Annotated in this window: 12 protein-coding genes; 9 read left to right on the forward strand and 3 right to left on the reverse strand. The window is 74.8% G+C overall.

Annotated features, from left to right (window positions below; translation table 11 throughout):
* Positions 1 to 13 precede the first annotated feature (13 nt).
* From WCD74_RS07305 to WCD74_RS07330, 6 genes are all read left to right on the forward strand, one after another.
* Positions 14 to 994, forward strand: a complete 981-nt coding sequence (locus WCD74_RS07305) for an o-succinylbenzoate synthase (RefSeq protein ID WP_337694162.1) — start codon at positions 14 to 16, stop codon at positions 992 to 994.
* Positions 995 to 1115: 121 nt separating this feature from the next.
* Positions 1116 to 1997: a TIGR02569 family protein gene (locus tag WCD74_RS07310; protein WP_337694163.1), complete on the forward strand. Its 882-nt coding sequence runs from the start codon at positions 1116 to 1118 to the stop codon at positions 1995 to 1997.
* A 138-nt stretch (positions 1998 to 2135) separates the two neighbouring features.
* A complete protein-coding gene (locus tag WCD74_RS07315; protein ID WP_337694164.1) occupies positions 2136 to 3515 on the forward strand; it encodes a nitrate/nitrite transporter in 1380 nt (459 codons plus the stop codon).
* Between the two features lie 19 nt (positions 3516 to 3534).
* Positions 3535 to 4374, forward strand: coding sequence for a uroporphyrinogen-III synthase (locus tag WCD74_RS07320; protein WP_337694165.1), 840 nt, complete (start codon positions 3535 to 3537; stop codon positions 4372 to 4374).
* 16 nt (positions 4375 to 4390) lie between these two features.
* Entirely contained in the window at positions 4391 to 5059 is a 669-nt protein-coding gene (locus tag WCD74_RS07325) for a sirohydrochlorin chelatase (RefSeq protein WP_337694166.1), read from the forward strand.
* A gap of 210 nt (positions 5060 to 5269) precedes the next feature.
* Positions 5270 to 6844 carry a serine/threonine-protein kinase gene (locus WCD74_RS07330; protein ID WP_337694167.1) on the forward strand — a complete coding sequence of 525 codons (1575 nt, stop codon included), beginning with the start codon at positions 5270 to 5272 and terminating at the stop codon, positions 6842 to 6844.
* A gap of 9 nt (positions 6845 to 6853) precedes the next feature.
* Here the strand turns inward: WCD74_RS07330 and WCD74_RS07335 are convergent, their stop codons facing one another.
* Positions 6854 to 7249 carry a DUF5313 family protein gene (locus WCD74_RS07335; protein ID WP_337694168.1) on the reverse strand — a complete coding sequence of 132 codons (396 nt, stop codon included), beginning with the start codon at positions 7247 to 7249 and terminating at the stop codon, positions 6854 to 6856.
* A 36-nt stretch (positions 7250 to 7285) separates the two neighbouring features.
* Between WCD74_RS07335 and WCD74_RS07340 the strand changes: the two genes are divergently transcribed.
* From WCD74_RS07340 to WCD74_RS07350, 3 genes are all read left to right on the forward strand, one after another.
* Positions 7286 to 7732, forward strand: a complete 447-nt coding sequence (locus WCD74_RS07340) for a MarR family winged helix-turn-helix transcriptional regulator (protein ID WP_337694169.1) — start codon at positions 7286 to 7288, stop codon at positions 7730 to 7732.
* A 68-nt stretch (positions 7733 to 7800) separates the two neighbouring features.
* Positions 7801 to 8175: a cupin domain-containing protein gene (locus WCD74_RS07345; protein WP_337694170.1), complete on the forward strand. Its 375-nt coding sequence runs from the start codon at positions 7801 to 7803 to the stop codon at positions 8173 to 8175.
* Positions 8176 to 8183: 8 nt separating this feature from the next.
* The gene (locus WCD74_RS07350) at positions 8184 to 8753 is read left to right on the forward strand and encodes a hypothetical protein (protein ID WP_337694171.1); all 570 of its coding nucleotides are present in this window, start codon (positions 8184 to 8186) and stop codon (positions 8751 to 8753) included.
* Here WCD74_RS07350 and hrpB read toward each other — a convergent pair.
* A complete protein-coding gene (gene hrpB, locus WCD74_RS07355; RefSeq protein ID WP_337694172.1) occupies positions 8744 to 11278 on the reverse strand; it encodes an ATP-dependent helicase HrpB in 2535 nt (844 codons plus the stop codon). The two genes, WCD74_RS07350 and hrpB, sit on opposite strands and share 10 nt — an antisense overlap.
* A 342-nt stretch (positions 11279 to 11620) precedes the next feature.
* Positions 11621 to 12970 (reverse strand): MSMEG_0569 family flavin-dependent oxidoreductase, encoded by a 1350-nt coding sequence (locus WCD74_RS07360; protein ID WP_337694173.1) that lies wholly within the window; start codon positions 12968 to 12970, stop codon positions 11621 to 11623.
* Positions 12971 to 13117 lie beyond the last annotated feature (147 nt).

The raw sequence follows: 13117 nt of genomic DNA on the forward strand, positions 1-13117 counted from the left end.
GGTGGACGGGCGCGTGACGACGGCGGGGGGCGTCGAGCTGCGGGCCCACCCGGTGGCCCTGCCGATGCGGGTCCGCTTCCGCGGCATCACCACGCGCGAGACGCTGCTGCTGTCCGGTCCCGACGGCGGGTGGAGCGAGTTCTGCCCGTTCGTCGAGTACGACGACGACGAGGCCGTGCCCTGGCTGCGGTGCGCCCTGGAGTCGGCCCTCGGGCCCGCCTGGCCCGCGCCGCGGCGGACGAGCGTGCCGGTCAACGTCACCGTCCCCGCCGTCGACCCGGAGCAGGCCCACGCGACGGTCGCCGCCTCCGGCGCGCGCACCGCCAAGGTCAAGGTGGCCGAGGCGGGCCAGACGCGCGCCGACGACCTCGCCCGCGTCGAGGCCGTGCGTGCGGCGCTCGGCCCGGGCGGGCGGGTGCGGGTGGACGCCAACGGCGGGTGGTCGGTCGACGACGCCGTGGCGGCAGTGCGGGAGCTCGACCGGGCCGCGGGCGGCCTGGAGTACGTCGAGCAGCCGTGCCGCACCGTCGAGGAGCTGGCCGCGGTCCGCCGCCGGGTGGACGTGCCGGTCGCCGCCGACGAGTCGATACGGCGGGCGTCGGACCCGCTGCGGGTGGTCGAGGCGGAGGCGGCCGACGTCGCCGTCGTCAAGGTCGCGCCGCTGGGCGGGGTGGCCGCGTCGCTGCGGATCGCGGCGGAGATCGGCCTGCCGTGCGTGGTGTCCTCGGCGGTGGAGAGCTCGGTCGGGCTCGCCGCCGGGCTCGCCCTCGCCGGGGCGCTGCCCGAGCTGCCGTTCGCCTGCGGGCTGGGCACCACGAGCCTGCTCGCCGCGGACACGGTCCCGGAGTCGCTCGTACCGGTCGACGGGGCGCTGCCCGTCCTGCCCGCCGCGCCCGGACCCGCCGTCGGGACCCTCCCGGCCATGTCCCCGGACCGGGCCACGTGGTGGCTCGACCGGGTGGCCCGGGTGCTACGCAAGGTCCCGGACCGCTGAGGGGCCATCGGCGCCGGAGCGGCGGAGACGGACACGCCGGTCGGCGTGCCCCTGACTCGACCCGTGTCGGCGGTAGCGTGCGGAGCGTGACGGGCAGGCTCGGCGGGGCGACGGGGGAACGATGACCGCGGTGGCTCACGACTCCTCCCAGGACTCCTCCGACGACCCTGCCGCGGGCGAGCCCGAGGGCCCACCGCTGCACGTCCGCACGGCCTTCGGCGTCCGCGACTCCGTGCCGCGCCCCCGGCCGCACCTGCCCGGCCCCGCGTGGAGCTGCGACGGCGTGCTGCTGCGCCCGGTCTCGGACACCGTGCTCGCGGCGTGGTCGGCGGCCACGCTCGAGGAGCTCGGGACGGACGGGGTCGACGGCGTCCGCCTCGCCCGGCCCGTCCGCGCCTCCGACGGCCGGCGGGTCGTCTCCGGCTGGGCGGCCTGCCACGACGTCGCCGGGGAGATCCGGCCCCGGCACGACGACGTCGTGGCGGTCTCGCTGCGCCTGCACCGCGCGACACGGCGCATCGCCCGCCCGCGCATCGTCGACACCCGCGACGACATCCTGGCCCGCGCCGACCGCGCCGCCTTCGGGGAGAAGAAGGCCCCCCTGGACGCCGAGACCGGCGGGGACCTGTTCGCCGAGCTCGCGCGCCGCCGGGTGGACACGACCCTGCCGCTCCAGCTCGTGCACGGCGATCTGTTCGGCACCGTGCTCTTCGAGGGCGCCGGCACCGGTGAGGCCGACCAGACCCCGCCCGCCGTCCTGGACCTCGTGCCGTTCTGGCGGCCCGCGGAGTGGGCCGCCGCCGTCGTCGTCGTGGACGCCCTGGCCTGGGGCGGCGCCGACCCGGGGATCGTCACCCGCTGGTCGCACCTCGAGGCCTGGCCGCAGATGCTGCTGCACGGCCTGCTCTTCCGGCTCGCCGTCCACGCCCAGCACCCCGCGTGCACCCGGGAGTCGCTGCGGGGCCTCGAGCACGCCGCGCGCGTGATCACCGAGCTGCTCTGAGGTCCGTGACGCAGCACGCACCGCACCGTCGATCACCGGCAACACGGCGTCACCGCCACGTAACAGCCGCTCCCTAGCGTCGGCCGCCGACAGGGCGCGTGCGGGTCGCGCCCCGGCGGGACGAGAGGCGGACGGCCGATGGCGGTGGCGGCACGCTCCGAGGGACTGCTGCGGGGCCGGTGGATCGACGACTGGCGGCCGGAGGACGAGTCGTTCTGGCAGGCGACCGGCCGGCGCGTCGCGAACCGCAACCTGTGGTTCTCGGTGTTCTCCGAGCACATCGGGTTCTCGATCTGGACCCTGTGGTCGGTGCTCGTGCTGTTCATGCCGAACGAGGCGTTCGGCCTGGACGTGGCCGGGAAGTTCTTCCTGGTCGCGATGCCGACCCTCGTCGGCTCCGTGCTGCGCCTGCCCTACACGATGGCGGTCGCGGTGTTCGGCGGCCGGAACTGGTCGGTGATCGCGGCGGCCCTGCTGCTGGTGCCGACCGTCCTCGCGGCGTTCGTCGTCGAACCGGGCGTCAGCTACACGACCCTCATGGTGCTGGCCGCGATCGCGGGGGTCGGCGGCGGGAACTTCGCGTCGTCGATGACGAACATCAACGCGTTCTTCCCGGAGAAACACAAGGGCGCGGCGCTCGGCCTGAACGCGGGCGGCGGGAACCTCGGCGTCGCGGTGATCCAGCTGCTCGGCCTGCTGATCCTCGCCACCGCGGGCGGCGGCGTCACCGGCATCCGCATCCTGCTCGGCATCTACATCCCGCTGATCGTGATCGCGACGCTGTGCTCGGCGCTGTTCATGGACAACCTCTCCTCGGTGCGCAACGACACCGGCGCGCTCGCGGAGGCCACGAAGGACGCCCAGACCTGGATCCTCTCGTTCCTCTACATCGGGACGTTCGGCTCGTTCATCGGCTACAGCTTCGCGTTCGGTCTGGTGCTGCAGAACCAGTTCGGCCGCTCGCCCGTGCAGGCCGCCGCGGTCACCTTCATCGGTCCGCTGCTCGGCTCGCTGATCCGGCCCGTCGGCGGCTGGCTCTCCGACCGGGTCGGCGGGGTCCGCGTGACCTTCTGGAACTTCGTCGCGATGGCCGTGGCCACCCTGATCTGCATCGTCGCGTCCGGCGCGCAGTCGCTCGGGTTGTTCGTCACCGGCTTCACGCTGCTGTTCATCACCTCCGGGATCGGCAACGGGTCGACGTACAAGATGATCCCGTCGATCTTCCGGACGAAGGCCCTGGCCTCGGGCCGGGACACCGACGAGGCGTTGCTGTGGGCGCGCCGCGTCTCCGGGGCCGTCATCGGGATCGCCGGGGCCGTCGGGGCGTTCGGGGGCCTGCTGATCAACCTGGCGTTCCGCCAGTCCTTCCTCGCCGTGCAGAGCGGGGTCCCGGCGTTCTGGGCCTTCCTCGCGTTCTACGCGGTCTGCTTCGTCGTGACCTACGTCGTCTACATGCGCCGTCCGAAGGCGGCGACCGACCCGACGACGGGCGCGACGGTCTCGTACGCGTCCGTGTGAGCACCTCTACCCTGTGCAGGTGGTGAACGGACCGCTGGACGGGGTGCGCGTCGGGGTGACCGCCGACCGCCGCGCCGACGACCAGATCGACCTCCTGCACCGCCGCGGCGCCACCACGGTGCACGGCCCGACGATGCGGATCGTCCCGCTGGCCGACGACGAGGCACTGGCGGCGGTCACCCGGACGCTGGTGGAGGCCCCGCCCGACGTCGTCGTCGCCACCACCGGGCAGGGCTTCCGCGGGTGGCTCGAGGTCGCCGACTCCTGGGAGCTGGGGGAGCGGCTGCGGACGGTCCTGGGGCAGGCGGAGGTGCTCGCGCGCGGACCGAAGGCACGCGGCGCGATCCGGGGGGCCGGGCTGCGCGAGGCGTGGTCGGCCGACGAGACCGAGTCCTCGCCGGAGGTGCTCGAGCACCTGCTCGCCCTCGGCGTGGACGGCCGCCGGATCGCGGTGCAGCTGCACGGCGACCCGATGACGGACTTCTTGACGGCGTTGCGCGCGGCGGGGGCCGACGTCGTCGAGGTGCACGTCTACCGCTGGGAGCCGCCGCCGGACCTGCCCGCGGTCGACGCCCTGATCGCGGCGGTGATCGCGCACGAGGTGGACGCGGTGACGTTCACCTCCGCGCCCGCGGTCGAGGGGCTGGTGCACCGGGCGGAGGCGACCGGGCGGGCGCCCGAGCTGCTGGCGGCGTTCCGCGGCGAGGTGCTCGCGTGCGCGGTCGGCCCCGTCACCGCCGCCCCGCTGGACCGGCTGGACGTCCCGTCGATCGCCCCGGAGCGGTTCCGGCTCGGTGCCATGGTGCGGCGGTTGGAGGAGCACGTGGGAGACGGAGCGCAGCGGAGCTCGACCCGATGAGTGTCGCGGGGACCGCGTGACCCTGGTCGTCCTCGCCCACGGCACGAACGACCCGGCCGGGCGGGCGACGTGGGGTGCGCTGCTGACACGGGTGCGTTCGCTGGCGCCCGGGACCGACGTGCGCCTGGCCTGGGCCGGGGTGGCGCGCCCGCAGCTCGCGGACCTGCTGCCGAAGCTTCCCGACGACCGGTGCGTCGTGGTCCCGGCGTTCCTCGCCTCGGGGTTCCACGTGCGCCGCGACGTGCCGGACCAGCTGGCCGCGCTGGGGCGCACGGACGTCGTGGTCACCGAGCCGTTGGGACCCTCCCCGGCCCTGGTCGACGCGGCACTCGAGCGGCTCCGGGACGCCGGGTGGGCCGACGAGCGCGTGGTGCTCGCGGCGGCGGGGTCGACGGACCCGGTGGCGCAGCAGGACCTGCGGTCGGCGGCCGCAGTGGTGCGCGACCGGCTCGGCGTCGAGGTGCCGGTCGGCTACGTCGCGGGCGGGGCGCCGCGGCTCGCGGACGTGGTGGCGGCGCAGGACCGGCCGGTGGCGCTGCTGACGTGGCTGCTCGCGCCGGGGGTGTTCCACCGGTGGGCGGCGGGCGTCGGCGCGGCGGTCGTCGGCGAGCCGTTGGGTGACCACCCGGCGGTGGCGTCGCTGCTCGTGGAGCGGTACCGGGCGTCGGTGGCCCCGGCGGGCTGACCTCCCGAGGCGCCACGGGGTGCCGGGGATCGCGTCCGGGAGCGGAACGACGGTCGGCGGACCGTGTCCGATAGACAGGGTTCGCCCGCCGTCATCGACGGGCGGACGGCCGTGTGCGCGCCGCGTCGGGGCCGCTGATCATCGACGGACTACCTCGGGGCCCGGATGGGCAGACTCCGACGACGCCGCGGACGGGAGGGAGGGGAGCCGATGGCGGAGGACGACGAGCTGATCGCGGGGCGCTACCGACTCGCCGCGCAGGTCGGCAGCGGCGCGATGGGCGTGGTGTGGCGCGCCGAGGACGAGACGCTGCGCCGGACCGTGGCCCTCAAGCAGGTCCGGCTCCCGAGCGGGGTCGACGACCGCAGCCGCGACCGGGCCTACGACCGCGTCATGCGCGAGGGCCGGCTCGTCGCCCGCATCCACCACCCGCAGGCGATCTCGGTGTTCGACGTGGTCGACCACGACGGTCAGCCGTGGCTGGTGATGGAGTACCTCCCGTCGCGGAGCCTCGCCGAGGCGATCGCCGCCGACGGGCCGCTGGGCCCGCGTGACACCGCCGCGATGGGCCATCAGGTCGCCGCCGCGCTGACCGCCGCCCACGCGGCCGGGATCGTCCACCGCGACGTCAAGCCGGGGAACGTCCTGCTCGGCGCCGACGGCGTGGTCAAGGTGACCGACTTCGGCATCTCCCGCGCGATCGACGAGGCCACCATCACCTCGACCGGGATGATGGCCGGCACCCCGGCCTACCTGGCCCCCGAGGTCGCCCGAGGCGCGACCGCCGACTTCCGCTCCGACGTCTACTCGCTCGGGTCGACGATCTACGCCGCGGTCGAGGGCGGGCCGCCGTTCGGGGTGGGGGACAACGCGCTCGCCCAGCTGCACCGGGTGGCCACGGGCGACTACCCGCCGCCGCGGCACGCCGGGACGCTCGCGCCGCTGCTCGACCGCATGCTGGCCGCCGACCCGGTGCACCGCCCGGAGATGCACCAGGTGCGCGACGAGCTCGAGCGTCTCGCCGCCGTCGACGTGGAGACCGACGAGTGGGCCGGGGAGCACCCCGGGACGGGGCCCACGGTGCCCGTGACCCCGGTCGACCCGGCCCCCGTCCCGTCGTCCGGCGGCGGGTCGGACCGGCTCGTCGCGGCCGCGGTGTCCGCGCCGACGCGCCCGCAGACCGCGCCCGAGCCGGCCCGTGCGGAGCCCGCCCGTCCGGAGCCGGCCCCGGTGGAGCCGACGGAGGAGGCCCGGCCGCGCCGTCGTCGTGGGTTGGTGGCGGTGGGTCTCGCGCTGGTGCTGGTCGGGGCGGCCGTCGCCGTGGCGCTGGTGCTCGGGACCGGTGGAGACGGGGGGACGGCCGCGGTCGGGCCGCCGTCGGGGTCGTCGGATTCGTCGGGCACGTCCGGCTCCGCCGGCGGCGGTTCGACGTCGGACGCGCCCGTGGCTCCCGCGCAGGGCACGTCGGACCAGGTCGCCCAGCAGCAGGCGGTCATCGACTACTACGGCCTGATCCCGACGGACCTCCCGGAGGGCTGGCAGCGCCTGACGCCGTCCTACCAGCGCACCACCGCGGGCGGGTTCGACGGGTACGCGCGGTTCTGGGGCGACATCAGCCGGGTCGACGTGCGCGGCGTGTCTCCGGGGCCGGGCGACTCCGTCGACGCCACGGTCACCTACGTCCGCCGCGGCGGGGGCACCAGCGAGGAGCGCACGCTGTTCCGGATGGTGGCGCAGGACGGCGGCTGGAAGATCGACGGGAGCCAGGTGGTCTCCAGCCGTTAGGACCCGTCGTCAGGAACGGCGGTAGCGGGCGGCATACCGGGCCGCGGCGGCCTCGTCGGACTCGCGGTCGCGTTCGGCGCGGGTCGCGACGCCCGTGCCCACGGGGTAGCCGGCCTTGAGCAGCCGGTGCTCGGCCGTCTCGTGCACGTAGGCGACCGCGAAGATCATCCCCATGATGCCGCCACCCAGCGCGCACATCGTCCGCAGCCACAGCGGGCCGGGGACGAAGATGATGATCGCCGCCGCGAACGGGGCGATCTGCACGAGGATGCGGGCGATGTGGCGCAGCCACCAGGTGCGGCAGGTCGTGTCGTGCAGGACCCAGGCCGAGAACCGCCGGGGCAGCCCGCCGCCGTAGGCGTACCAGAGCCACCACAGGGGACCGGGCCGCTTGACGCTTTGCACCCCAACAGTATGCACACCAAGTGTATGGTCCGGGGTGTGACGGCCGCCCCCGACGAGATCGACCCCCTCGCGCTGGAGAACCAGGTGTGCTTCGCGCTGGCGGTCGCGGCGCGGTCGGTGATCGCGCTCTACCGCCCGTTGCTCGAGCCGATGGGGCTCACGCACCCGCAGTACCTGGTGATGCTGGCGCTGTGGGGCGACGAGCCGCTCTCGGTCACCGCGCTCTCGGAGAAGCTCGCCCTCGACCCGGGCACGCTCTCGCCGCTGCTCAAGCGGCTGGAGGCCCAGGGCCACCTCGAACGACGGCGGGTCCCGGGTGACGAGCGCACGCTCGCCGTCACGCTGACCGGGTCCGGCCGGGCGCTGCGGGCGCAGGCCGAGCGCATCCCGCCGGCGATCGTCGAACGGCTCGGGATGCCGGTCGAGGAGCTGCTCCGGCTGCACGGCGACCTCAGCGCGGTGATCCGGGCGGCAGGTGGCTGACGCCTCGTGTGCACTGATCCGTGCCTGGACACGGATTAGTGCTCACGGGTGCGGAGCACACCTCCACCATGAGTTGGTTCGTCCGCCCCGCCGGAGCCGGTGACACCTACGACTTCGACGGCGCCGCATTCACGGTGAAGGCCTCGGCCGACGACACCGAGGGGCGGGTGTCGGTGATGGAGCAGGCCGCGCCGGTCGGGCTCGTCGTCGCCCCGCACACCCACGAGGGCGAGGACGAGATGTTCCACGTCCTGGCCGGGCGGGTCGGCGGTCGGTGCGGCGACGACGAGTTCACCGCCGAGGAGGGCGGCTTCATCTTCCTGCCACGCGACGTCGAGCACTCGCTGTGGGTCCTGGGCGACGAGCCGGTGCGGATGCTGACGATCTGCGGGCCGGCCGAGTTCGACCGACTCGTGCGCGAGCAGGGACGCCTCCGCGGGTAGCCGTCCGGATGGCCAAGGGCGCGCAGGACTACGAGAAGGACTACACCGACCCCGAGCTGCGGGAGCGCCTCAAGGAGGAGATCAAGCAGTCGGACAAGGGCGGGGCGCCCGGGAAGTGGTCCGCCCGCAAGAGCCAGCTGCTCACCCAGGAGTACGAGCGCCACGGCGGCGACTACGAGCACAAGGACCGGCCGACCGAGCAGCAGCAGAGCCTCAAGCAGTGGACCGACGAGGAGTGGCAGACCGCCGACGGCTCCGCGCAGGCCCGCGGCGACGACGGCACCGACCGCTACCTCCCGAAGAAGGCCTGGGAGGAGCTGTCGTCAAGTGAGCAGGAGAAGACCCGGGCGAAGAAGAAGGACGCGTCGAGGAAGGGCCAGGGCGACGTCGCGAACACCGACGAGGCCAAGCAGGCCCGCACGGACGCGAAGCTCGAGGAGATGAACGCCGACGACGCCGTGAAGCGGGCGACGTCCATGGAGCCCGGCGAGGCGAAGAAGGCCCTCGAGCACGAGAAGGACACCAAGGACCGCAAGACGGTGAAGCAGAAGCTGGAGAAGGTGGCGTCTCAGGACTGATGCTGCGGGTCCTCCGGCCACGCGTGCTTCGGGTAGCGGCCCCGCAGGTCGGCGCGCACCTGGCGGTAGCCGTCGCCCCAGAACGACGCCAGGTCGGCGGTCACGGCGGCGGGCCGCCCGGCGGGCGAGAGCAGGTGCACGACGACGGGGACGCCGGCCAGCACCGGCGCGCGCTCCCAGCCGAACGCGTGCTGGAGCTTCAGCGCGACGGTGGGCCGGCCGGGTGCGGTGTAGTCGACCCGGACCCGTCGTCCGTCCGGGGTGGTGACGTGGGTCGGGGCCAGCTCGTCGAGCCGGCCCGCCTCCGGCCAGGGGAGCAGGGCCGTGAGGTGCGGCGTCGTCCGGCCGAGGTCCGCGCGGCGGCGGACGCGGGCGAGGTCGAGCCACTCGTCGGTCCGCGCGAGCAGGGACGCATCGTCGACGGCGGGCCACGGCTCGCCGCGCGCGGCGTGGAGGAAGGCGAGACGCCGACGCAGTGACGTGGCCTCGTCGGTCCACCGGAGGAGGTCGATGCCTTCCTCCTGCAGACCCTTCCGGACGGCGGCCGCGACGGCCTCCCTGCTCGGGCTCTTCAGGGGCCGCCGGGCGAGGACGATCGCGCCCAGCCGCTCGCGGCGCTCGGCGACGACGTCGCCGTCCTCCCAGGCGACCACCTCGTCGTCGGCGTGGAGGTGGGCGGCGGCCCAGCGAGCGAGGTCCTCGTCGACGGGCACCGCGAGACGCACCTTCGCGACCCGGTCGCCCGGCCCGCGCACCGCGTCCGCGACGACGACCCACTCCTGGCCACGCAGCCGCGAGCCGGCGGCGAGCTCGACACCGGTGCCACCCGTCGTCAGGAACTCGCGGGCGTCCTGGCCGCGGGCGCGGGCGATGCGGTCGGGGTAGGCGAGGGCGACGACGGCGGCGGGCGCCTCGGTCTCGCCGAGAGCTCCATCAGGCAGGTTCCGGCTGCCGGTGGCATGCCTGGTGTGCTTCTCGCGGGCGGGTCGGTCGCGCCCGGGCCGGTCGGTCTCGCCGAGAGATGCCTGGGGCATCTTCCCGGCGCGCTCGGCCTGCGTGGTGTCACGTTCGCCGGAGGTCTGGCGGAGCCGGCGGACCTCCGTGCGCCAGCGGGGGTCGTTCGTCGCGCGCACCGTGCGCAGTCGCTCGGCGAGGTCGTCCGAGTCGCCGGGGACCTCCGCGGCCAGCAACGCCACGACCTCGACCGCCGTCTTCTCGCCGACCGCCGCCGCGCCGTCGAGCAGGGCCCGCCCGAGGCGCGGGTGGACACCGGCCGTGGCGACGGCGCGCCCGCGGTCGGTGATCCCGTCGTCGGCGACCAGCCCCAACCCGCGCAGCAGCTCCCGGGCCGTGCCGAACGCCGTCGCGGGCGGCGGGTCCGGCAGGGCGAGCCCGCTCCCGTCCGGGGTGCCCCAGCGGGCGAGCTGGAGCGCGAAGCCGGCGAGGTCGGCCTGGGCGAGCTCGGGGGCGTCGTCGCGGTCGCGGTGGGCGTGCTCGGCCTCCGACCAGCATCGATACACCACGCCGGGTGCCTCACGACCCGCGCGACCGGCGCGCTGGGTCGCCGAGGACTGCGACGCCAGCACCGTCACGAGGGCGTCCAGACCGCGGGCGTGGTCGGTCCACGGGCGGCGGGAGAGCCCGGCGTCGACGACCACGCGCACGCCGGGCACCGTCAGGCTCGTCTCGGCGATCGCGGTGGCGAGCACGATCCGGCGGTGCGACGACCCGGCCAGCACCGCGTCCTGCTGCGCGGCGTCCAGCCCGCCGTGGAGGGTCAGCACCTCGGCGTCGACGCCGCCGATCCGCCGCGCCACCTCGTCGATCTCGCGGCGCCCGGGCAGGAACACGAGGACGTCGCCGTCGGCCTCGGTCAGCGCCCGCCTCGTCGTCGCGCCGACGTGGTCGAGCAGCGCCGGCTCGACCCGCATCCCGCGCGGCGGCGGCACGGGCTTCGCGGGCGGGCTCCACACGACGTCCACGGGGTGCAGCGGGTCCGGCGCGGTGACGACGGGGCCCTCGAGCAGGGTGGCGAGGCGGTCCGCGGCCGCGGTGGCGGAGGTCGCGAGCAGCTGGAGGTCCGGCCGGAGGACGCGGGCGTCGACGGCGAAGGCGAGCGCCAGGTCGGTGTCGAGGTGGCGCTCGTGGCACTCGTCGAGGATCACCGCGCCGACCCCGGCGAGCTCCGGGTCGCGCTGCAGCCGGGCGACGAGCAGACCCGTCGTCACGACCTCGACGCGGGACCCGGGCTTCCGTTCCCCGCGGATCGCGTAGCCGACCCGGTCGCCGACGCGTTCGCCCAGCAAGGACGCCATCCGCGCCGCGGCAGCCCGCACCGCGACCCGCCGGGGCTCGGCGACGAGGACCCTGCCGGCGACGCTGCCCGCCAGCGCCAGCGGGACGAGCGTCGTCTTGCCGGTGCCCGGCGGCGCCACGAGGACGGCCGTGCCGTGCTCGTCCAGCGCGGCCCCGAGTGACGGCAGCGCCGCCCGCACCGGCAGGTCGAGCCGGACCTCGTCGATCACGCCCGCCGGTCTACCAGTCGACAGCACGGCTCGCGTCAGCGTGGCGAGCTGCTGACACCGGACGTCAGCAGTGGGCCACGGCTGACAGCCGCTGCGTCAGGCCCGTGCCGGCGGCCGCGCGCATCGTTACGAACAGCCGGATCGTCACCGCGTCATGGTGCCTGCGCGCCGGTGGCCCGACCCGCCGTCCGGAACCGAGCGAAGGGCCCCCTCCGTCGGTCTATCCGACCGAAGGTGCCCTTCGCTCATCGCGGGGTCTGCAGTCGTCTCATGGCGAAGGGCGCCCTTCGGCGGTCTATTCGAGCGAAGGTGCCCTTCGCTCGGAACGAGACCGACCCGCCGTCAGGACCCCAGCGCCAGCACGTTGCACACGTCGCCGCGCCCGCCCGACGACGTCAGGCCACGCTGCGACCGGATGCGCTCGGCGAGGTACCGGGCGTCGTCGCCGACCCCGGAGAAGCGGCCCGAGCCCCAGGTCCACTGCCAGGGCAGGCCCAGGAAGTACAGGCCGGGCGCGGAGGTGACGCCGCGGCTGTGGCCGGGGGCGCCGCGGCCGGAGAACACCGGCACGTCGACCCAGGAGAAGTCCTGCCGGAACCCGATGCACCAGACCACGCTTGTGATGCCGGAGGACGCGAGCTCCAACGACGTCGGGTCCTCCGGCGGCGCCCACACCGGGGTGTAGCGGTCCTCGACCGGGGCGTCGATCTGCTTCGCCGCGATGTGCTTGTCGATCGTGTCCTTGATCGACTCCGAGACCTCGTCGGCGTGGTCGAGGCTCGCGGTGAGGTCGGGGGCGAAGTGCAGGACGCCGTCGCGGTGGTCGGTCATCAGGCCGTAGAGCTTCATCCCGTCGCGGGCGTGGGCGCGCAGGTCGATGTCGCGCCCGCCGTCACGGCCGGTGACGTAGTGGTTGGCCTGCGCGCGCACCGCCTCGCGACGCGGGTGCTCGGTGACCGGCATGCGGTAGTAGCCGAGGTCGTCGAGCCAGTCGGTGACGTCCCGCCCGCGGTAGAACCGGGCGACGCGCGGCGCGTTCCCGACGACGAGGTGCACCTGCCGGCCCTCGAGGTGCAGGTCCTCCGCGATCTGGGCGCCGGACTGCCCGGACCCGACCACGAGCACCTCGCCCGGCGGGAGCTGCGAGCCGTTCCTGTAGTGCTCCGACTGCACCTGCGTGATCCCGGCGGGCAGCGGCGAGGACAGCGGCGGGGTGATCGGGGTGTGGTAGCCGCCGGTCGCGATGACGACCTGGTCGGCGGTCAGCCGGCCCGCCGTCGTCTCCAGGACGTAGGTGCCGTGGTCGTCGCGGGAGACCCGGGTGACCCCGACGCCCTCGACCAGCGGCGGGTCGATGAAGTCCCGGTACGCCTCCAGGTAGTCGACGATCTCGGTGCGCACCATGAACCCGTGCGGGTCGGTGCCGCCGTAGCCGCCCTCGCCGTAGGGGAAGTCGGGCAGCCGGCACTGCCAGTTCGGCGTGACCAGGCAGAACGTGTCCCAGCGGTAGGTCTTCCAGGAGTGCCCGACCTCGTCGCGCTCGAGCACGAGGTGCTCCACGCCCGCGCGGGCCAGGCAGCGGCTCATCGACAGGCCCGCCTGCCCGCCGCCCACGACGACGACGGGTCGATGGGCCCCGTCCAGGCTGGACGGAATGCCGTTCCGGGGACCACGCAGGGGCGTGACGGTCATGGCCGGTCGTTCCTCTCCACGAATACGCGTTCTCGGGGAAGCGTCGGGAGGATTCGTTTCCGGGTGGTTGCCGGCGGACTGCCGCGATATTGCCCATTGTTTCGAAACACCGTGGTCACCGGCGTCGAATCCGGTCACCGGCCCGTA

The sequence above is a fragment of the Actinomycetospora aurantiaca genome (assembly GCF_037401875.1).
Lineage (GTDB): Bacteria > Actinomycetota > Actinomycetes > Mycobacteriales > Pseudonocardiaceae > Actinomycetospora > Actinomycetospora aurantiaca.